The 19,904-nt window shown below is 59.5% G+C and carries 18 protein-coding genes and 4 tRNA genes; 8 read left to right on the forward strand and 14 right to left on the reverse strand.

Annotation, left to right across the window (positions count from 1 at the left end):
• The first annotated feature begins 47 nt into the window (after nt 1–47).
• The 4 genes from AC1RO5_RS10345 (at nt 48) to AC1RO5_RS10360 (ending at nt 3,121) form a co-directional block, all read left to right on the forward strand.
• The gene (locus tag AC1RO5_RS10345) at nt 48–674 is read left to right on the forward strand and encodes a DUF1780 domain-containing protein (protein ID WP_007938395.1); all 627 of its coding nucleotides are present in this window, start codon (nt 48–50) and stop codon (nt 672–674) included.
• Nucleotides 675–853: 179 nt separating this feature from the next.
• Nucleotides 854–1,027 carry a DUF3094 domain-containing protein gene (locus AC1RO5_RS10350; RefSeq protein WP_032830895.1) on the forward strand — a complete coding sequence of 58 codons (174 nt, stop codon included), beginning with the start codon at nt 854–856 and terminating at the stop codon, nt 1,025–1,027.
• A gap of 60 nt (nt 1,028–1,087) precedes the next feature.
• Nucleotides 1,088–2,386 (forward strand): NAD(P)/FAD-dependent oxidoreductase, encoded by a 1,299-nt coding sequence (locus AC1RO5_RS10355; RefSeq protein WP_493174812.1) that lies wholly within the window; start codon nt 1,088–1,090, stop codon nt 2,384–2,386.
• 333 nt (nt 2,387–2,719) lie between these two features.
• Nucleotides 2,720–3,121, forward strand: coding sequence for an HvfA family oxazolone/thioamide-modified RiPP metallophore (locus AC1RO5_RS10360; protein WP_019650978.1), 402 nt, complete (start codon nt 2,720–2,722; stop codon nt 3,119–3,121).
• A 184-nt stretch (nt 3,122–3,305) separates the two neighbouring features.
• Here the strand turns inward: AC1RO5_RS10360 and AC1RO5_RS10365 are convergent.
• The 7 genes from AC1RO5_RS10365 to rluD all read right to left on the reverse strand — a co-directional run bounded on the left by AC1RO5_RS10365 (nt 3,306) and on the right by rluD (nt 8,427).
• Nucleotides 3,306–3,382: transfer RNA gene (locus AC1RO5_RS10365), tRNA-Pro, on the reverse strand.
• Between the two features lie 95 nt (nt 3,383–3,477).
• A tRNA-Lys gene (locus AC1RO5_RS10370) sits at nt 3,478–3,553 on the reverse strand.
• 5 nt (nt 3,554–3,558) lie between these two features.
• Nucleotides 3,559–3,635 (reverse strand) — tRNA-Pro (locus AC1RO5_RS10375).
• Between the two features lie 9 nt (nt 3,636–3,644).
• A tRNA-Asn gene (locus AC1RO5_RS10380) sits at nt 3,645–3,720 on the reverse strand.
• A gap of 317 nt (nt 3,721–4,037) precedes the next feature.
• Nucleotides 4,038–6,602, reverse strand: coding sequence for an ATP-dependent chaperone ClpB (gene clpB / locus AC1RO5_RS10385; RefSeq protein WP_493174813.1), 2,565 nt, complete (start codon nt 6,600–6,602; stop codon nt 4,038–4,040).
• Nucleotides 6,603–6,745: 143 nt separating this feature from the next.
• Complete coding sequence (gene pgeF / locus AC1RO5_RS10390; protein WP_493174814.1) at nt 6,746–7,468, reverse strand: peptidoglycan editing factor PgeF; 723 nt, start codon at nt 7,466–7,468, stop codon at nt 6,746–6,748.
• Nucleotides 7,465–8,427 (reverse strand): 23S rRNA pseudouridine(1911/1915/1917) synthase RluD, encoded by a 963-nt coding sequence (rluD, locus tag AC1RO5_RS10395; RefSeq protein ID WP_007901932.1) that lies wholly within the window; start codon nt 8,425–8,427, stop codon nt 7,465–7,467. The genes pgeF and rluD overlap by 4 nt, the downstream gene beginning before the upstream one ends.
• Before the next feature lie 151 nt (nt 8,428–8,578).
• Here rluD and AC1RO5_RS10400 point away from each other — a divergent pair, with 151 nt between their 5' ends.
• The 4 genes from AC1RO5_RS10400 to AC1RO5_RS10415 all read left to right on the forward strand — a co-directional run bounded on the left by AC1RO5_RS10400 (nt 8,579) and on the right by AC1RO5_RS10415 (nt 12,893).
• Entirely contained in the window at nt 8,579–9,601 is a 1,023-nt protein-coding gene (locus AC1RO5_RS10400) for an outer membrane protein assembly factor BamD (protein ID WP_493174815.1), read from the forward strand.
• 136 nt (nt 9,602–9,737) lie between these two features.
• The gene (locus AC1RO5_RS10405) at nt 9,738–9,971 is read left to right on the forward strand and encodes a PP0621 family protein (protein ID WP_007938406.1); all 234 of its coding nucleotides are present in this window, start codon (nt 9,738–9,740) and stop codon (nt 9,969–9,971) included.
• Entirely contained in the window at nt 9,961–11,550 is a 1,590-nt protein-coding gene (locus AC1RO5_RS10410) for a sensor histidine kinase (RefSeq protein ID WP_493174816.1), read from the forward strand. The genes AC1RO5_RS10405 and AC1RO5_RS10410 overlap by 11 nt, the downstream gene beginning before the upstream one ends.
• The gene (locus AC1RO5_RS10415) at nt 11,547–12,893 is read left to right on the forward strand and encodes a sigma-54-dependent transcriptional regulator (RefSeq protein WP_493174817.1); all 1,347 of its coding nucleotides are present in this window, start codon (nt 11,547–11,549) and stop codon (nt 12,891–12,893) included. Before AC1RO5_RS10410 ends, AC1RO5_RS10415 begins: the two co-directional genes overlap by 4 nt.
• Nucleotides 12,894–13,004: 111 nt before the next feature.
• Here AC1RO5_RS10415 and thiO read toward each other — a convergent pair whose 3' ends face one another.
• The 7 genes from thiO to AC1RO5_RS10450 are packed head-to-tail and all read right to left on the reverse strand — an operon-like array spanning nt 13,005 to nt 19,806.
• On the reverse strand, nt 13,005–14,105 hold the full coding sequence (gene thiO / locus AC1RO5_RS10420) for a glycine oxidase ThiO (protein ID WP_493174818.1): 1,101 nt from the start codon (nt 14,103–14,105) through the stop codon (nt 13,005–13,007).
• 56 nt (nt 14,106–14,161) lie between these two features.
• Complete coding sequence (locus AC1RO5_RS10425) at nt 14,162–14,563, reverse strand: type IV pilin protein (RefSeq protein WP_493174819.1); 402 nt, start codon at nt 14,561–14,563, stop codon at nt 14,162–14,164.
• Between the two features lie 13 nt (nt 14,564–14,576).
• Nucleotides 14,577–17,699 carry a pilus assembly protein gene (locus tag AC1RO5_RS10430; protein ID WP_493174820.1) on the reverse strand — a complete coding sequence of 1,041 codons (3,123 nt, stop codon included), beginning with the start codon at nt 17,697–17,699 and terminating at the stop codon, nt 14,577–14,579.
• A complete protein-coding gene (locus tag AC1RO5_RS10435) occupies nt 17,686–18,165 on the reverse strand; it encodes a pilus assembly PilX family protein (RefSeq protein ID WP_258671196.1) in 480 nt (159 codons plus the stop codon). The genes AC1RO5_RS10430 and AC1RO5_RS10435 overlap by 14 nt, the downstream gene beginning before the upstream one ends.
• An 11-nt stretch (nt 18,166–18,176) precedes the next feature.
• Nucleotides 18,177–18,890 carry a PilW family protein gene (locus AC1RO5_RS10440; protein ID WP_493174821.1) on the reverse strand — a complete coding sequence of 238 codons (714 nt, stop codon included), beginning with the start codon at nt 18,888–18,890 and terminating at the stop codon, nt 18,177–18,179.
• Nucleotides 18,887–19,336: a type IV pilus modification protein PilV gene (gene pilV / locus AC1RO5_RS10445; RefSeq protein WP_493174822.1), complete on the reverse strand. Its 450-nt coding sequence runs from the start codon at nt 19,334–19,336 to the stop codon at nt 18,887–18,889. Before pilV ends, AC1RO5_RS10440 begins: the two co-directional genes overlap by 4 nt.
• A complete protein-coding gene (locus tag AC1RO5_RS10450; RefSeq protein ID WP_007938416.1) occupies nt 19,333–19,806 on the reverse strand; it encodes a GspH/FimT family pseudopilin in 474 nt (157 codons plus the stop codon). Before AC1RO5_RS10450 ends, pilV begins: the two co-directional genes overlap by 4 nt.
• Nucleotides 19,807–19,904 lie beyond the last annotated feature (98 nt).

Here is a 19,904-nt window from a genome sequence, read left to right on the forward strand (position 1 = left end):
GACCGACTTTATTATTCAGATCACATTTGAACGCTAAGCTTGGGCCTATGGATGACTCCGATTATTTACGCCTGCTGACCATTGCGGCCGAGCAAGCCAACACGTTCCTTTCCAATGCCCGCAAATGGGAGCGTGAGCGTTGGGTTTGCCAGCGCCTGCTGCAAGGTCTGAACATTCCCTATCGCGCCGATGAGTTTGCCCCCGCCGGAGAGCCACCGGACGTGCTGTTTCGCGACGCGAATTTCGAGGTGTTCTTCGTGCTCGACGAGGGCCGGCGCCTCAACGACGAATGGCGTGATGAGCTGCAACGTCGGCGCAGCGCGTTCTCCCTGAGCCAGCTGGTGCGCCGCGAGGCCAAGCCCCGGCGGATCCCGGCCAATGAATTCCTGCTGAGACTGGCGCCGACCTTGCGCAAAAAAGCCCACAACTACAAAGAACGCGGTATGGACCTGGGGGATCTGGACATCATCGCCTTCGCCAGCCTCAAGCGCGAAGTGCTGGACCTCAACAGCCACTTTCCGCCCCCCACCGAATACCTGCGCCAGGGCTGGCGCTCGTTGTCGCTGGTCGGCCCGACCTTCGCCCGCGTGCTCTTCGCCCACCCCGATGCCCCGGATTTCCTGCGCAGCAACCTGGGGCGCAGCATCGTCTTCGATGTCGGGATCAGCTTGTGAGTCCGTTGCAGGAGCGGGTCGCCGAGTGTTACAAAGTGGCATCATTCGCCTGGACGACACGGTGAGCGTCGAGCCACTCCAGCCAGCGGCTATGCTCCGCTCCACACCGGACAGTTCGCAATATCGCTGCGCGCTGTAGCTTCCTCACATTCAGCAACGTCTACCTGACGAGGCCCAATATGACCAGCCGCCTGAACCCCGACGACCAGAAGCATGTCGAAGAGTACCTGCACCTGTCCCAGCACCGAGTCGAGCGCCGGCCTTTCCGGCCGTGGATGCTTCTGGTGGTGGTGCTGGCAGTGACCATTGGTTTAGGCCTGTTGAGCCGCCTGATCAGTTACCTGACGCTATGAGCTGCATCGCGCTCGCTCGGGTAATTGCACCGATTTCTTTTAGCCTTGCGAGATATCCCCATGACTCATCGTATTGTCATCGTTGGCGGCGGCGCCGGCGGTCTGGAGTTGGCTACCCGTCTGGGTAAGACTCTGGGCAAGCGCGGCACGGCCAGTGTGATGCTGGTCGACGCGAACCTGACCCACATCTGGAAACCGCTGTTGCACGAAGTCGCGGCGGGTTCCCTGAACTCTTCCGAAGACGAACTCAACTATGTCGCCCAGGCAAAATGGAACCACTTCGAGTTCCAGCTGGGGCGCATGAGCGGGCTCGATCGCGCGCAGAAAAAAATCCAGCTGGCCGCCACCTACGACGATGCTGGCCTGGAACTGGTGCCGGCGCGCGAAGTGCCTTACGACTCGCTGGTGATTGCTGTCGGCAGCACCACCAATGACTTCGGCACTCAAGGCGCTGCGCAGCATTGCCTGTTCCTCGACACCCGCAAACAGGCCGAGCGCTTCCATCAGCAACTGCTCAATCACTACCTGCGCGCGCACGCCGGGCAGACTGACACGGTGCAACAGATCAGCGTGGCCATCGTCGGCGCCGGTGCCACCGGGGTCGAACTGGCAGCGGAACTGCACAACGCCGCCCATGAACTGGCAGCTTATGGTCTGGACCGGATCAAGCCGGAAAACATGCACATCACCCTGATCGAAGCCGGGCCACGGGTTCTCCCGGCGCTGCCGGAGCGGATCGGCGGGCCTGTGCATAAAACCCTGGAGAAACTCGGGGTCAACGTCATGACCAATGCCGCGGTCAGCGAAGTGACCGCCGACAGCTTGATTACCGCCGACGGCCAGGTAATCAACGCCAGCCTCAAAGTCTGGGCCGCCGGGATTCGTGCGCCGGGTTTCCTCAAGGATATCGATGGCCTGGAAACCAACCGCATCAACCAGCTGCAAGTGCTGCCGACCCTGCAAACCACCCGCGACGAGAACATCTTCGCCTTCGGTGACTGCGCGGCCTGTCCGCAACCGGGCAGCGACCGCAATGTGCCGCCGCGTGCCCAGGCGGCCCACCAACAGGCTTCGTTGCTGGCCAAATCGCTGAAACTGCGGATCGAAGGCAAGGCCCTGCCGGAATACAAATACACCGACTACGGCTCGCTGATCTCGCTGTCGCGTTTTTCGGCTGTGGGTAACTTGATGGGCAACCTGACCGGCAGCGTGATGCTAGAGGGCTGGCTGGCGCGGATGTTTTACGTGTCGCTGTACCGCATGCACCAGATGGCACTGTATGGCGCGTTCCGTACGGCGATGTTGATGCTTGGTAGCAAGATTGGGCGTGGGACCGAGCCGCGGCTCAAGTTGCATTAAGAGCTTCGGCATCACTTAGGGTCTCTTCGCGGGCAAGCCTCGCTCCTACAGTTCGGAGTCAAATCGAAAGATGCATCGACTCCCCCGTAGGAGCGAGGCTTGCCCGCGAAGCAGGCGTCTCGGTCCAACTTCCTGACACCTATGTGTCTCACTGTATCTCCCCCACGATTGCGCCCCTTCGCTTACAAACTCCCCCGTTGCGCGACACAGTAGCGATACACCGCGCCCGCTAAATGGCCACACCCGAGCAAGGCACCGCCTGCTTCGGTCATCGCCGCACTTGCGTGGCGTCCTTTATCGAACGGTTGTGTCGTGCAACCCAGGAGATTTGTAATGTCCCGTACCACTACTCTCAGCAAAAATACCGTTGGCCTGCTTGGTGCTGTCCTGGCCGGCGGCCTGATGTTGTCCGGTTCCGTATTCGCCGCGCAGCCACTGACCCAGGGCTACATGGTCGCCTCGGCCGAAACTTCGGTAAAAACCCCAGAAGGCAAATGTGGCGAAGGCAAGTGCGGCGATGCCTCGATGGCCAAGACCGACACCGATGGCGATGGTCAGGTGTCCCGTGCGGAGTTCCTGAAAGTGGCGCCCAAGGGAGACTTCGACAAGATCGACACCAACCACGATGGTCAAATCTCGGAGCAAGAGGCTTTCGATAACGTGAAAGCCAACTACGAAGCCAACGGCAAACAAATGCCAAAAGGCTTGTTCGAGCACCTGAAAGACAACAGCTAAGTCTGCGAAGACTTAGCCCTGAAGAGCCAAGCCCTGCTTTTCCATCGATAAGCAGGGCTTTTTTTGTCTGGAGGATTTACCGAAAGCACCGGCCCGGCCCTGCGCTTCGGTTGCACTGGAAGCAATCTGCATTTGTTCAAGGCAAAAAAAATCCCCGTATCTTTCGATACGAGGATTTTTAATATGGTCGGGGTAAGGGGATTCGAACTCCTGACATCCTGCTCCCAAAGCAGGCGCGCTACCGGACTGCGCTATACCCCGGTAAAAAAAAGGCACCTTTGAAAGGCGCCTTCTGCGAACAGAGCTTTTGGCGTCTGATCTTAAGATTCGATTCCAGCGCTAACTGGTTTCAAAAATGGTGGGTCGTGTGGGATTCGAACCTACGACCAATTGGTTAAAAGCCAACTGCTCTACCAACTGAGCTAACGACCCAAAAATGGTCGGGGTAAGGGGATTCGAACTCCTGACATCCTGCTCCCAAAGCAGGCGCGCTACCGGACTGCGCTATACCCCGGTTTGAAATTGGCTCCGTGACCAGGACTCGAACCTGGGACCCAATGATTAACAGTCATTTGCTCTACCGACTGAGCTATCACGGAACTACATATTTCAATTACAACTGGTATTTCAATTTAAAACTGTGAAGCTTGCTTCACCTCTTCTACCCGTTCGCATCGCTGCGTTCGTGTGTCTGAGGCGCGCTATTCTACAATCTTAAGCACCTCTGTCAACCCCCTAAATTGCTTTCAAGTTAATGATTTGCAACTTATTTCAGATTCCTGCTTGGGGAGCAGAAACCCCATCGGGGTGACTTACTGCGGGGCGCACTTTACAAGCATTTTCCTTTGAGTTCAACAGCCTATCGAAAAAAAGGCCTCGCAATGCGAGGCCTCTTTCATTTTGTTGCCACTGGGGATCAGACGAAGACGATTTCGTCGTTCTCCACCACACCTTTGGCGGTCTCTCCGGGCATGAAACGACCCGATAGGATCAGCTGTGCCAGCGGGTTCTCGATCCAGCGCTGGATCGCCCGTTTGAGCGGCCGTGCGCCATAGACCGGGTCGTAACCGACGGCGATCAGCTTATCCATCGCTTCCGGGCTCAGCTCAAGCTTCAGCTCGCGCTCGGTGAGGCGGCTACGCAGGCGGCCCAACTGGATCTCGGTAATGCCGGCGATCTGATCCCGAGCCAATGGTTCGAAGATCACCACTTCGTCGACCCGGTTGATGAACTCCGGCCGGAAGTGCGTGGAAATCGCATCCATCACCGCCGCACGCTGCGCTTCGCGATCCCCTATCAGTTCCTGGATCTGCACCGACCCCAGGTTGGAGGTCATGACGATCACGGTATTTTTGAAATCCACCGTGCGGCCATGGCTGTCGGTCAAACGGCCATCTTCGAGCACTTGCAGCAAGATGTTGAACACGTCCGGGTGGGCCTTCTCGACCTCATCCAGGAGGATCACCGAGTAAGGCTTGCGACGCACCGCCTCGGTCAGGTAACCGCCCTCCTCATAGCCCACGTAGCCTGGTGGCGCGCCGATCAGACGAGCCACGGAATGTTTCTCCATGAACTCGGACATATCGATCCGTACCATCGCCTCTTCGGTATCAAAGAGGAACTCGGCCAGCGCCTTGCATAACTCGGTTTTACCGACACCGGTCGGGCCGAGGAACATGAACGAACCGCTCGGGCGATTCGGATCGGACAACCCGGCACGGGAACGCCGCACTGCGTTGGAGACGGCGATCACTGCTTCGTCCTGACCAATCACACGTTGGTGCAACAGGCTTTCCATCTTCATCAGTTTTTCGCGCTCGCCCTCGAGCATTTTCGCCACGGGGATGCCGGTCCACTTCGACACGACTTCAGCGATCTCTTCTTCAGTCACCTTGCTGCGCAGCAACTGATTTTCGCTTTTGCCATGCTGGTCGACCATTTGCAGGCTGCGCTCCAGGTCCGGGATCACCCCGTATTGCAGCTCGGCCATGCGGTTCAGGTCGCCTTTACGGCGTGCGGCTTCCAGTTCCTGACGGGACTGTTCGATTTTCTGCTGGATCTGCGCCGAACCATGAACTTCGGCTTTTTCTGAGTTCCAGATTTCTTCGAGGTCCGAATACTCACGCTCGTGACGGGCGATTTCTTCCTGCAGTTTTTCCAGACGTTTCTTCGCCGCGTCGTCGCTTTCTTTCTTCAGCGCCTGGGATTCCACCTTCAGCTGAATCAGGCGACGCTCCAGACGGTCCAGCACTTCCGGCTTGGAGTCGATCTCCATGCGGATGCGGCTAGCAGCTTCGTCGATCAGGTCGATCGCCTTGTCCGGCAGCTGACGGTCAGTGATGTAGCGATGACTGAGCTTGGCCGCGGCGATGATTGCACCGTCGGTGATTGCCACCTTGTGGTGAACTTCGTAGCGCTCTTTCAGGCCTCGCAGGATGGCGATGGTGTCTTCTTCGCTCGGCTCGTCCACCAGGACTTTCTGGAAGCGCCGTTCGAGGGCCGCGTCCTTCTCTATATATTGGCGGTACTCGTTGAGCGTGGTCGCGCCGACGCAATGCAGCTCACCGCGAGCCAATGCCGGTTTGAGCATGTTGCCGGCGTCCATCGAGCCTTCGCCCTTGCCGGCACCGACCATGGTGTGCAATTCGTCGATGAACAGAATGATCTGCCCTTCCTGCTTCGACAGTTCATTGAGCAGAGACTTGAGGCGCTCTTCGAATTCGCCACGGTATTTGGCACCGGCAATCAGCGCCCCCATGTCCAGGGACAACAGGCGCTTGCCTCTCAGGCCATCGGGCACTTCCCCGTTGATGATGCGCTGGGCCAAGCCTTCGGCGATCGCGGTTTTACCCACGCCAGGCTCACCGATCAGCACCGGGTTGTTCTTGGTGCGGCGTTGCAGGACCTGAATCGTGCGGCGAATTTCGTCGTCACGGCCAATCACCGGATCGAGCTTGCCCTCTTCGGCGCGCTTGGTCAGGTCGATGGTGTATTTATCCAGCGCCTGACGCGATTCTTCGTGGTTGGCGTCATTGACTGCCTCACCGCCGCGCAGGTTGTTGATTGCATTTTCCAGGGCTTTCTTGCTCACGCCCTGGCCGAGCAGCAATTTGCCGAGCTTGCTGTTCTCGTCCATCGCGGCGAGCAGCACCAGTTCGCTGGAGATGAATTGGTCGCCCTTCTGCTGGGCCAGGCGATCGGCCTGGTTGAGCAGACGCGCCAGATCCTGCGACATGTTCACGTCGCCGGTCGGGTTCTGGATTTTCGGCAGCTGATCGAGCGCTTTGGTCAGCTCTTTACGCAGGCTGTTGACGTCGAAACCCACCTGCATCAGCAGGGGTTTGATCGAACCACCCTGCTGTTCAAGCATGGCCTGCATCAAATGCGCCGGTTCAATGGCCGGATGATCGAGACCGACAGCCAGGGATTGGGCGTCGGACAAGGCTAACTGTAACTTGCTGGTTAAACGGTCTATACGCATGGGTTCACCTTCCTTTTGAGCAGGCCGGACCTATAAACATCCCGAATAAAGAAACCTGCCAGATACCGCTATAGATGTGGTCGATTCTGGGAGATTCAAGCGCAGTGGAGTTGATGCAGATCAGAGAAGTCTAGCGTTCGAGTCTAGTGTTCGAGCCAAACCAGGGAGGCAAACCGGCCGGTGCGAGGGCTGCGGCGGTAAGAAAAGAAACGTGGATCGGTCACTGTACAGAAACCACCGCCATAAACAGCCGTGACACCGCGAGCGGCCAGACGCAAACGCGCCAGTTCATAGATGTCAGCCATGAATTTGCCGGCGTTGTGGCTCGGTACGAAGGCGTTAGCGGTTTCAGGCAGTTGCTGGACGAAGGCTTCGCGCACTTCGGGACCGACTTCGAAGGCTTGCGGACCAATGGCCGGGCCAAGCCAGACGAGCACGTCTTCAGGCGGCACGGCCAGACTGTCGAGGGTCGCTTCCAGCACACCCGCCGCCAACCCGCGCCAACCGGCATGGGCGGCAGCAACGCGGGTGCCGGCACGGTCACAGAACAGCGCCGGCAGGCAATCGGCGGTCATCACCGCGCAGGCGATACCGGGCGTTGCCGTCCAGCTGGCGTCAGCGGTGACAACCTGGCTTGGGTCAGCATCAGCCACGACAATGCCGTGAACCTGTTGCAGCCAGGCCGGTTGAATCGAGAAGTGATCGGTGAGGCGACGGCGGTTTTCGGCGACGGCTTCAGGGCTGTCGTCGACATGATCGCCCAGGTTGAGGCTGTCGAACGGCGCCAGACTGACGCCGCCCGCACGGGTGGTAACGCAGGCTTTGACGCGGGCCGGCGCGGGCCAGTCAGGCGTCAGCCAGGTCATCCGATGAACGCCTCGCGGTCTTGCTTGAGCAGCGACAGCAACCAGACGAAGTCATCCGGCAGTGGCGATTCCCAGCTCATGCGTTTACCGGTGGTCGGATGATCCAGCTCCAGGAACCGCGCATGCAGCGCCTGACGCGGGAAATTCTTCAGGGATTCGACCATGGTCACGCTGGCGGCCGGTGGAATACGGAAACGACCGCCGTAGGCAGGATCTCCGACCAACGGGTAGTTGATGTGCGCCATGTGCACGCGAATCTGGTGCGTACGACCGGTTTCCAGCTTCACCCGCACATGAGTGTGGGAGCGGAAACGCTCGAGCACGCGGTAGTGGCTGACGGCTTGCTTGCCACCTTCCATCACCGCCATGCGCTGGCGCTGCTGGCCGTGACGACCGATCGGTGCGTTGATCTTGCCGCCGGCCGTCACCACACCGATCACGATGCACTCGTAGATCCGGCTGACGCTGCGGCTCTGCAATTGCGTGACCAGCTGTGTCTGCGCCTGAATGGTCTTGGCCACCACCATCAGACCGGTGGTGTCCTTGTCCAGGCGATGCACGATACCGGCGCGGGGCACATTGATGATGTCCGGCACGTGGTGCAGCAAGGCGTTGAGCAAGGTACCGTCGGCGTGACCGGCGGCCGGATGCACCACCAGGCCCGCAGGCTTGTTGATCACCAGGATGTCGTCGTCTTCATAGACGATGTCCAGCTCGATGTCTTGAGCGATCCATTCACCCTGAGCTTCCTGCTCGGCAGTCAGTTCAAGGATGGCGCCACCGTGAACGATGTCTCGCGGGCGGATAACCGCCCCATCCACAGTCAGGCGGCCGTCTTTGATCCAGGCGGAAAGGCGCGAGCGCGAGTGCTCAGCGAATAGTTGTGCGGCGACTTGATCGAGGCGTTGGCCGCCCAATTCGGACGGCACCTCTGCGCGAAGTTCAATTTTATCGGACATGCTCAGACTAGGCGTCGGCACAGCCTTTGGTTTCGGCTGCGCGCTTGTGGTTAAATACGGCGTCTTTTGCCCCGAGGCTTTTCAACGGGGCACTCATCATAACAGGACGGCCCCGCCCAAGACAGCGGCCGTCATAGGGACGCAAGCCGCCATGCAAGTGAAACACCTGCTGCTGATCGCCATCCTCGCATTGACCGCTGCTTGCTCATCGAAGGAAGTCGTAGACGAAAACCTGAGCGAAGTCGAGCTGTACCAGCAGGCTCAGCACGATCTGGACAACAATAGCTACACCAGCGCCACAGCCAAGCTGAAGGCCCTGGAGTCGCGTTATCCGTTCGGTCGCTATGCCGATCAGGCTCAGCTCGAGCTCATCTACGCCAACTACAAGAACTCCGAGCCTGAGGCTGCGAAGTCCGCCGCCGAGCGATTCATTCGCTTGCACCCGCAGCACCCGAACGTCGATTACGCCTACTACCTCAAGGGTCTGACCTCTTTTGACCAGGACGTCGGCCTGCTGGCGCGCTTCCTGCCACTGGATATGACCAAGCGTGACCCGGGCGCCGCCCGCGACTCCTACAACGAGTTCGCCCAGCTGACCAGCCGCTACCCGAACAGCCGCTACGCGCCGGACGCCAAGCAGCGCATGATTTACCTGCGCAACCTGCTGGCGGCCTACGAAATCCACGTTGCCGACTACTACCTGACCCGTCAGGCCTACGTTGCCGCCGCCAACCGTGGTCGTTACGTGGTGGAAAACTTCCAGGAAACCCCATCGGTCGGTGACGGCCTGGCGGTGATGACCGAAGCCTACCAGCGTCTGCACCTGGACGAACTGGCCGCGACCAGCCTCGAAACCCTGAAACTCAACTACCCGAACCACCCAAGCCTGGTGGACGGTCAGTTTGTGCCGAGGGTAGCCGAAGCCGACAACCGTTCGTGGCTGAGCAAGGCCACCCTGGGCCTGATCGAATCCCGTCCGCCGCTGCCGCCGGGCGAAACCCGCGCCAACCAGGACGTGCAGAAGCAGTTCCAGGATGCCAAGGACGCGATTCCGAACGAGCTCAAGCCTAAAAATGAAAACGGCGATGTGATCGAAGAAGAGAAACACGAGTCCGAAGCCAACAGCACCGACCGCTCGTGGTTCAGCTACATGACCTTCGGCGTGTTTGACTGACGCCGGGTTGTTGTACCGAGAAGGCGCCTTTCGAGGCGCCTTTTTTATTGCCGGATTTTTGGGTGAGCGTATTGCGCTGTGCGCTTGACCCGTCCTTGGCTAAACTGCCAATTCATTAATCAAAAAGCAGCTCACCATGCTTCGTCTATTGTTCTGGATCGCCCTGATTGCCGCTGCCGTATGGTTCTGGCGCAAGTTCAAGGGCCCGACGTCGGTCGCCAATATGCCGCGCGAGCAAGATGCTCCGCCCATGGTTCGCTGCGCTCATTGTGGCGTACACCTGCCCCGCGACCGCGCGTTGAAACTCGAACAACAGTGGTATTGCAGCCAGGCTCACCTTGAGCAAGGCCCGGGCTCCAGTGATCGCTGAGACGCCCAGCCCCGGCAACAAACAGGCCCAGCGACTGCTGCGCCTCTATCACCTCTACCGCTTAAGCGTCGGCATCACCCTGGTGCTGTTGATCTCCAGCAACATGGACAACCAGTTGCTGAAGTTCGCCGATGACAACCTGCTGCGCAACGGCAGCTGGTTGTACCTGGTGCTGAATATCCTGCTGGTGGTCTTTCTGGGGAACACCCGGCGCCCCGCGCAGCTGTTCGGCCTGGCGCTAGTCGATGTCCTGCTGCTGTGCGGCCTGTTCTATGCCGCAGGCGGCATGGCCAGCGCCATCGGCAACTTGCTGATCGTCTCGGTGGCCATCAGCAATACCTTGCTGCGTGGGCGTGTCGGTCTGCTGATCGCAGCGGTCGGTGCCCTTGGCATCGTGGGTTTGAGCTTCATCCTGAGCTTCAACCACCCCGCCAGCCCCAGTGATTACCTGCAAATCGGCACCCTCGGCGCCCTGTGTTTTGCCGCGGCGCTGCTGGTGCAGGGCTTGACCCGACGACTGGAGGTCAGCGAAACCCTGGCCGAACAGCGAGCCAGCGAGGTGCTCGGTCTCGAAGCCCTCAACGCCTTGATCCTGCAACGCATGCGCACCGGCATTCTGGTGCTCGACGACCAGCGGCGGGTGCAACTGGCCAATCACAGCGCCTTGACCTTGCTGGGGCAGGAAAAACTGGACGGCCAGTTGATCGACGATTATTCGATACCGTTGGTCGAGCGACTCCAACTGTGGCTCAACAATCCGACGTTACGCCCACAAAGCCTGAAAATCGCCAGCAGCGGCCTGGAGCTGCAACCAAGCTTCATTGCCCTGGACCAAAGCCCGCACCACCAGACGCTGGTTTTTCTCGAAGACCTCGCCCAAATCGCCCAACAGGCCCAACAACTGAAACTTGCCGCCCTCGGTCGCCTGACCGCCGGGATTGCCCATGAGATCCGCAATCCACTGGGCGCCATTAGTCATGCCGCGCAGTTACTGCAGGAATCCGAGGAACTGAACGGTGCGGACCGGCGTCTGACGCAGATTATTCAAGACCACTCTCAGCGCATGAATCGGGTAATCGAAAACGTCCTGCAATTGTCCCGTCGTCAGCAAACCGTGCCGCAACGGCTCGATTTGAAGCCGTGGCTGGAGCATTTCGTCGCCGAAACCCGCGAAGGGTCGAACGAACGTCAGCAGATTCACCTGCGCATCGGTGCGGGAGACTTCAAAACCCTGATGGATCCGAATCAGCTGACCCAGGTTCTCGATAACCTGTTGCGTAATGCCTGGCGCCATAGCGCCCTGAAGCATGATCAGGCGCAGGCCTGGTTCGAGTTGTTTGTCGACCCTGACAGCCAGTTGCCGACCCTGGAAGTCCTGGACGATGGCCCCGGCGTTGCGCTGGACCAGCGCACGCACTTGTTCGAACCGTTTTTCACCACCAGCAGCCAGGGTACTGGCCTGGGGCTTTATCTGTCCCGTGAGCTGTGCGAAAGCAATCAAGCCCGCCTAGACTTCAAATCACGCCAAGGCGGCGGCTGCTTTCGCATCACCTTTGCTCACGGACGGAAACAAAGTTGAACACGAGCCCACGGCAAAAAATCCTCATCGTCGACGACGAGCCGGATATCCGCGAACTCCTGGAAATCACCCTGGGACGGATGAAACTCGACACCTTCAGCGCACGCAACCTCGCAGAGGCGCAGGCGCTACTGGCACGGGATACGTTCGACCTGTGCCTGACCGACATGCGCCTGCCTGACGGCACTGGTCTGGCGTTGGTGCAGCATATCCAGCAGCGCTATGCGCAAGTGCCGGTGGCGATGATCACCGCCTACGGCAGCCTGGAGACAGCAATAAATGCCCTCAAGGCCGGCGCCTTCGACTTCCTGACCAAACCCGTCGACCTCACCCGCCTGCGCGAACTGGTCATCAGCGCCCTGAGTTTGCCAGCGCCAGGCGGCGCCAGCAGCGGCATCGACCGTCGACTGCTGGGCGACTCGCTGCCAATGCGCAACCTGCGCAAACAAATCGACAAACTGGCCCGCAGCCAGGCTCCGGTGTACATCAGTGGCGAGTCCGGCAGCGGCAAGGAACTGGTCGCTCGACTGATCCACGACCAAGGCCCGCGCGCCAGCCGACCGTTCGTCCCGGTGAACTGTGGGGCAATCCCGTCAGAACTGATGGAAAGCGAGTTTTTCGGCCATCGCAAAGGCAGTTTCAGCGGCGCCATCGAAGACAAGCCCGGGCTGTTCCAGGCCGCCCATGGCGGTACATTGTTCCTCGACGAAGTGGCTGACCTGCCGCTGGCAATGCAGGTCAAACTGCTGCGGGCGATTCAGGAGAAAGCCGTTCGCAGCATCGGTGGCCAGCAGGAAACCGTGGTCGATGTGCGCATCCTCTGCGCCACCCACAAAGACCTCGACGCCGAAGTCGCCGCCGAACGCTTTCGCCAGGACCTGTACTACCGCCTGAACGTGATCGAGCTGCGAGTACCGTCCTTGCGTGAACGCCGCGACGACATTGAGCTTCTGGCCAACAATATGCTCAAGCGACTGGCGGCCAGCACTGGCCACCCCCCTGCAAAACTCCACCCGCAAGCCCTCGAAGCGCTGAAAAACTATCGCTTTCCTGGAAACGTGCGGGAATTGGAGAACATGCTCGAGCGGGCTCACACCTTGTGCGAGAACAAACAGATCGAAGCCAGCGACCTGCGCCTGGCTGAAGGCAACTGCAACCCGGACGGCGGCGTGCCGGACCTGACACAGATCGATAATCTGGAAGCCTATCTGGAAAACGTCGAACGCAAACTCATCCTCCAGGCCCTGGAAGAAACCCGCTGGAACCGCACGGCGGCGGCCCAGCGATTGAATCTGTCGTTTCGGTCGATGCGTTACAGGCTGAAGAAATTGGGGCTGGATTGAGGGCCCCTTCGCGGGCAAGCCTCGCTCCTACAGGTTATGTGTCTTGCACAGATCTTGTAGGAGCGAGGCTTGCCCGCGAAGGCGATCTGACCAACGACAAAGAATGTGCGGTCAAATACGCCCAGCTGGCGCATACGGCGCAGGGTCGATAATCGGCGCCCGCCCCAGCATCACATCGGCAAACAACTGACACGACGCCGGCGCCAGCACCAGCCCGTTACGGTAATGCCCGCAATTGAGCCAGAGCCCGTCATATCCCGGCACCCGACCGATATAGGGGATTCCTTCAGGCGACCCGGGCCGCAACCCCGCCCAATGCCCCACCACCTCGGCATCCGCCAACGCCGGAATCAATTCCACCGCCGATGCCTTCAGGCTTTCCAGCGCCGTGTCGGTTGGCGTCTTGTCGAAGCCCTCATGCTCCAGCGTACTGCCGATCAGGATGTGCCCGTCGCGCCGGGGAATGGCATAACGCCCCTTGGCCAGGACCATGCTCGGAAGGAAGTCCGCTGCGCACTTGTAGAGAATCATCTGTCCCTTGACCGGTTCGACCGGCAGCTCCAGGCCCAGCTTTTTCAGCAAGTCACCGCTCCAGGCCCCCGCTGTCAAAACCACCTCATCACCCCGAATGGCCCCCATCGAGGTCTGTACCCCGACCACCACAGAACCTTCCCGGATAAATTCGCCGACCTCGCATTGTTCATGGATCGTCACGTTCGGCAACGCCAGCAAGGCGGCCTTGAGGGATTTCACCAGCCGTGGATTACGCACATTGGCCACATCGGCCATGTAGATCGCCCGCGAAAAACCGGCGCCCAATACCGGCACCGCATCGTGGGCCGCAGAGATATCCACAGCCCGCAGCGGACGGTTCTCCCGTTCGGCCCAGGCGCGTGCTTCGGCCTCGTCATCCAGGTCCAGCCAATACAACCCGGTGGTGTGCACTTCAGGATCGACACCGGTGGCAGCGAACAAACGCTGGGCCAGCTGTGGATAAAAATCCTGGGACCAATGAGCCAGTGCAGTGACCGCCGGGCTGTAGCGCCATGGGTAGAGCGGCGAAACGATCCCGCCACCGGCCCAGGAAGATTCCTGACCGACGTTCGAGCGGTCCAGCAGCACCACGCTCTGCACTTCGGACGCGAGATTGAACGCCGTCAGCAGGCCAATCACCCCGCCACCGACAATCACCACTTGCTGTTGACTGCTCATGTTCTGATCCAACCGTTCAATAGACAGAGGGCGCAAAAGGCGCCCGAAAAAGGAACTCAGCGACCCCAGCAATCCTTGGTGGCCAGGCCGGACACGGCATTGACCATGCTCCTGACACCGGTATTGGTGAGAGTGAAATCACCGCACTTGTCACTGGCCATGGTCGAACCGGCCTTGCGTGTTGCCGTCAGCAGGAAGGTCTGATCGGTCAGGGTCGGGGTGATGGTGTAGAAATCATTGCCGGTGCTCAGACCGGTGGCATTGGTGTAGACATTATTCTTCGAATAGAAACGCTCGAGGATCTGCGCCTGCTCGGAAAGCAACCCGGCGACTTCAGTACGGCGGCCCTTTTTTACGTACTCGGTAAGGCTCGGATAGCCAATGGTGATGACGATCCCGATGATCGCGATCACGATCATGATTTCGATCAGGGTAAAACCTCGGTTGGATCTGCGCATGCCCCACTCTCACTTACTGTATTTGTCGCCACATGATGCGACGGCCGCTGCCGCCACCAGATTTTTCCACCAGAGTGGTCACGCCACCACCGGAGTCGTTCACAATCTTGCGGGTTGCGTCATTGACGACCGCGTTCAGGGTCGGGATACCACCGGTAAAGATCACCCCGCTGGAAATCGTGTCGTTACCGTCGACCACCCCGTCGGCATTGGTGTCGAGTACCGCGTAATTGAGCATCTTACCGCTGAACGCATCGAGTTCGACCAGTTTGCCGGTACCGAAGCTGGCACAGGGGTCCACGGTATCCACACTGAGCGTGGTAAAAACGATTCGCCCCGATACCAGACTGGCCTGATAGATCACCCGCTCCCCCGTCAGCACGTTGTTGTATACCAAGGGCAAGTACCAGCCTTTCTTGGCCGGGTAGGTCACCTCGTTCTGGCTGGTGGTGATGAATTGCCCGGTACTGCCCGAAAACACGCCGGTCACCGCCTGCGCCTGCAAACTGGAAACGGTGATTTGCCCCGCGCCCCCCTCGGCATCCCATACCGCGTAGAACGCCTGTAGATCCTTGTTGGTCTTGTCGGCGACCTCATTGAATTTGCCGGTGCCGAAAAACACCTCCTTGCCGCCCAACACGTGATCCGCCAGCAACGGTTGCGCGGTAATCGGCTGGGTCGCGCCACCTGCAGTGGTGAACAACGGCTTGCCGGAAAACGCCACGCCCCAGGTATCGGTGGTGGTGCCACTCAAATCGAACTTCCACAACCGCCCTTTCAGGTCCCCCCCATAGGCGGCCTGCACTACATTCTGCGAGTTGACCCTGAGCTTCACCGACGACAGGCCGTTAGTGGTTTCGGTACTGTCGACCACGATTTTCTTGATCAGCGAGCCGTCGCGAATATCCACCACATACAACGCTGCCACTCCGGAGTTGCTGCCATAGCCATTGGAGATAAACGCAGCCCAGCGCCCATCAGCCAAGCGTGCCACTTCTGGACGTGCATAGGCATAACCCAGATCATTGAAAACGTTCGCGGTACTGGCCGTGGCCGGTGCACTGATTTCCCAAAGCGCTTTAGTCACGTTACCGGCCGAGGCGTCGAATAGCTGCAACGCATAGAACGTTTTACCGCCCGCCCCTGTTCCGCCAATCGCCAGGGTTTTCCACGCGCTGTTGAGCTGGGCATCGAACACGCCGACCTGACCATCGACCAGAAACTGGTGGCTCACACCGTTGATGTAAGTGGGATCAGCGATGTCATTCAGCGATGGCAGCACGCTGGAGGGCATGTAGGCATAACGCCTGACACCGTTGGTCGAGTTGATGACGTTTACAAAACCGTCGTTGGCATTCACCACCAGGCTGGTATTCATGTTGGCGGCTTTGGTGGTCAGGTAGGTGCTGTAGGTGGTGTCACCCACCAGATCTGACGCGGTTTTGTCCGTGGGTGCAGCCAGCACGAGTGGCGAATTGATGATGTCGCCGAGCAATACACTGCGAACTTTCAGCCCGGTTTTGTTGATGCCCTTGCTCCACTCCACCAGATCGTTGCCGTTGATGCCAGTGGGCAGCCCCTGGTTGAGGGAGGTTTGCTGCGCCGAAGAGAAATTGCTGTAGGCCAGGGTGACCGCGGCGTTGGTCTGGGTGTTCCAGGACTGGTAGGTCGGCGCAGTGGCGCCGGGCACGATGGTGGTGTCGGTCGTCCACAGCACAGCGGCGGTGTTAACCGCGCCCGCCGACGTGAAGCCGAAGGACTTGATCGTACCCCGCCAGTCCTTGGGATCGTAGCTGGTCTGGAAATAGCTCGAGTCGCTGGTCAGGGTCGTGCCGCTGGCCACGCCACTGCCACCTGAGCCGGCCTTGGAAATGATGTCGCTCAGGGCAGCAGTCAGTGCATTGTTAAGTCCCGCACTGTCGCTCGCCTGGTAGTACTTGCCCTGCCCATAGGTCGCGGCATCCGCCAACATCTGGTTTGCAGCGGTGAAACCCACGGTATAGGTGTTCATGTACTGCCTGGGAAAATCCAGGGCGTTCCAGCTTTTGCCCGTGGCATCGGTTCCCGTGGAGCGCATGTCGATGTCGAAGGCGAACTTGGCAATGTCATCCAGGTACAGGGTATCGCCCTCATCATCGCCTGAGGGGTCGGCACCATCGTTACTGCTGATCCCGTCCCAGTTCGGTAACCGGCTGCCACCCAGCGGGTCGTCGGTCGGAAAGGTTCGATCGTAGGTCGGCAGACCATCGGTGATCACCACCCCGTAATTTTTCTGGCAACGGTACTGAATCGGGCTGGTATAAGTGGCGGGCGTCGAGTTGTTGTACGGCGCCATGCCACGGAAATAGCGAGTGATCTCGTAGTAGGCTTCCGCCAGCGGTGTATTGGCTTGCGCACTCAGCTCGTCGATCCCGGCGATCAGTGCGTTGTAATTGGTATCGGCCTGAGCCTGGGTCACGGTGCCGCTGACCGCCGACAAATCGCTGATCGAGCGGGCGATGTAACCGCCGTCATTCTTATGGTTACCGACCGCAAGATTGAACGTGGACAGGCCGATGCGCAGCGAACGGTTGCCGGCCACCAACGTCTTGGAAACGTTGCGCGCCACATTCATCCGGTAATCGTTGGGTATCGAGCCGTCGGTGAAGTCCCGGTCGGTATTGTTGGACAGGCTGATCAGGTAGGACAAATAATTCGCCGTATACCGCGTGTCCTCGCTCCCCACCGGATCAGGAAGCTTCAGGCAAAGCGACTCCCAGCCGAGAATGCTGTTTTTATAGAAACCGTACCATCCAGCCTTCGAGCATGTTCCATGAGTCAAACTCGACAAGGGAATATTGGTGTCGGTCATGTCCAGGTCGCGGCCTTTCAGGCACGTACCATTCGAGAGGCAAATAGTCACCTGGGTGCGTACGAGCGTCGGGTCGAAGCCGGCCGCCCAGATAATGTTGTTCATACTCCCCGAGTCATCGAGCAACAGCATCACGTTGGGAGGCACGGCGGCGGCGCTCAACAGCGGCGAATCCGAGGGCGTGAAGGCGTAGGTCGGCGCAACCAGATAAAGGCTCGAGGCCGCGCCGCAGAACAGCTGCAATAACCAACGGCGCCAGCCTGTGCGGGCCTCAGTACTTCGCATAAATACTCTCCACCACGCTGCGCGAGCTGCCCGCGATGCCCACGGCGGTCACTCGGTAAAGTGTTGCCGACGTGTTGCTCGCCACGTTCACGGCAGTCAGGGTAGTGCCGATGTTCTGCACTCCGTAAAAGCCGCTACCGGAGGCGATCCAGGTCACCCCCGAGGTGGAGTTGAACCCGGCGGCGGTGATGACCGACGCCTCGGCCGGCGGCGCGCATTGGCTGGTGCCACTGCAGACCGGCAATGAGTAGGAGTTCAGTTGCACCGCGCTCTCACCGACACGCAACGCCGCTTCCGCGCCCTGGAACGACTGGTTGCGCAGGATCACGCTGCTGGTCATTTTCTCCTGCAACGTGGCGCTCTGCATCGACGAGAGACCGATCAACGTCAGCACCAGGAGAAACACCAGGCTGACCAACAGCGCCATGCCGCGCTGGGCGTGAGATGTCATGGGTGCACGACTCATCGGCCCTCCCCTCATTGCAACCGGTTGCGCAAGGCGGCAACCACGTTGAAGGTTTGATTGCGGACCCGGTTGTTCGGGTCGGTGAGGGTCAGCGTCAGCCGCACACTGCGGATTCGCGCCGGATCGGACGGATTGCTGCTATAGCTGGAGGCGGCTGTATCCGTAGCTGAGCTGGCGAGCCCGAAGCTCACGCCAAAAGCACTGACGTTATTGATGAGCACCGCCTGAGTCGGCGTGCCGGTGCCGGTGCCCATCAGCAGTTGGTTGTTGCTGAAGCTGTAGATCAGCCGCCTGATCGGAAACGCCAACTGCCCCGATGCCGGCGTGCGTAAACCGGTGTAGGCCGTCGCGGTATTTCGGCAGTCGGAAACCACCGTCCAGGTCGGCACTCCGCCACTGCCGCCGACATCTGCGGTGACCAGCGTCAATTTGAGGTTGGCATTGTCCCAACTGATCGGCGTGAGCAGGCTTGCATTGAAATCCCCCGCCGAGCTGGCATCGGTAATCGTCCCCAAACAACCGAACATGCCGACCATGCGGATTTCCTGAATCATCTTGCTCAGGACGAACCGAGCATCTTCCTGCATGCCAGCGGCAGTGCTCTGGCTGACGTAGGTGTTTTTGGCCGCGATGAAAATCTGCGCCACGCCCAGGACCACGATCAGGCTCAATGCCAGGGCGATCAGCAATTCGATCAGGCCGAAACCTCTGCTGGTTCTGATCATGGTGTCGTCACCGGATCAACGGTGGCGCGACTGGTGAGGACGAAATTGCGGCGCGAATCGGCGATATTGGCAGCCCGGGAGTCGTCCCAGGTAATGGTGATGGTGTACACCCGCTGGTTGCGGACGATGCTGCCGGTGGCCGTGGTGCCGCCGAAATTGATGATATTGGTAGTGAAGTCGTAGAGGTCCTGATCCCGGGCCACGCTCAGGTTGCCCGAGGTCGGTGGCGTGACGGTGTAATCGGCGCCGGAGTTGGCGCGGATGCGGTCCATCATGTCGTAGGCGATAAAACTCGCCTGACTGGTCATCCGCGAGCTGTCGGTGTACTTCAGCGCATTGAGCTGAATCGCCGCCGCGCCCAACAGACCCACAGCCAGCACCAACAACGCGACCAATACCTCGATCAGCGTCATGCCCTCCTGTGCACGCTTGCTCCAACCCCTCATCCGCAACTTCCACCCAATAGAATTCGTCCGTTCAAACACACATTCAGCGTCCTGCTTTGCGCCCCCAGCACATAACTGATCACCACCGCCGTGGACGGCGCCGCCAAACCGCCGAGATTGTTGAAATCAATCGCGGTCACTCCTGAGGTTAGCGTCAGAGTTGCTCCGCTGCTCATCGCTGGAACAACCCGCAATACATTGGCCGGATTGCCAGTACCGTCATAAACGCTCAGCTCGCCGGTCCAGACACTGCCGCCGGCCGTCGGGCGAACCCGAGTGGTGAGGCCCCGATCAATCGCCTCAAGCCGTGCGTAATTGAGTGCCCGTTGCAAATCGCCGACCTCGGTGTCGGCCTTGTTGCTTTGCACCGAGCGGGTGAACGCCGGAACGGCCAGTGTAATCAGGATCAGAAACACCGCGAGCGTGATCAGCAGCTCGATCAGCGTGAAACCTTTTGTACGATGATCCATCAGTGCCCTCCGTTGCCGTCGGCTATACCTGCTTCTACACGCTAGAACATTCGACCGGCGTATGTATGGTTGTTTTGCCATTACTCGCGCAAGGATCG

The organism is Pseudomonas sp. GW822-FHT02G04, assembly GCF_058802085.1.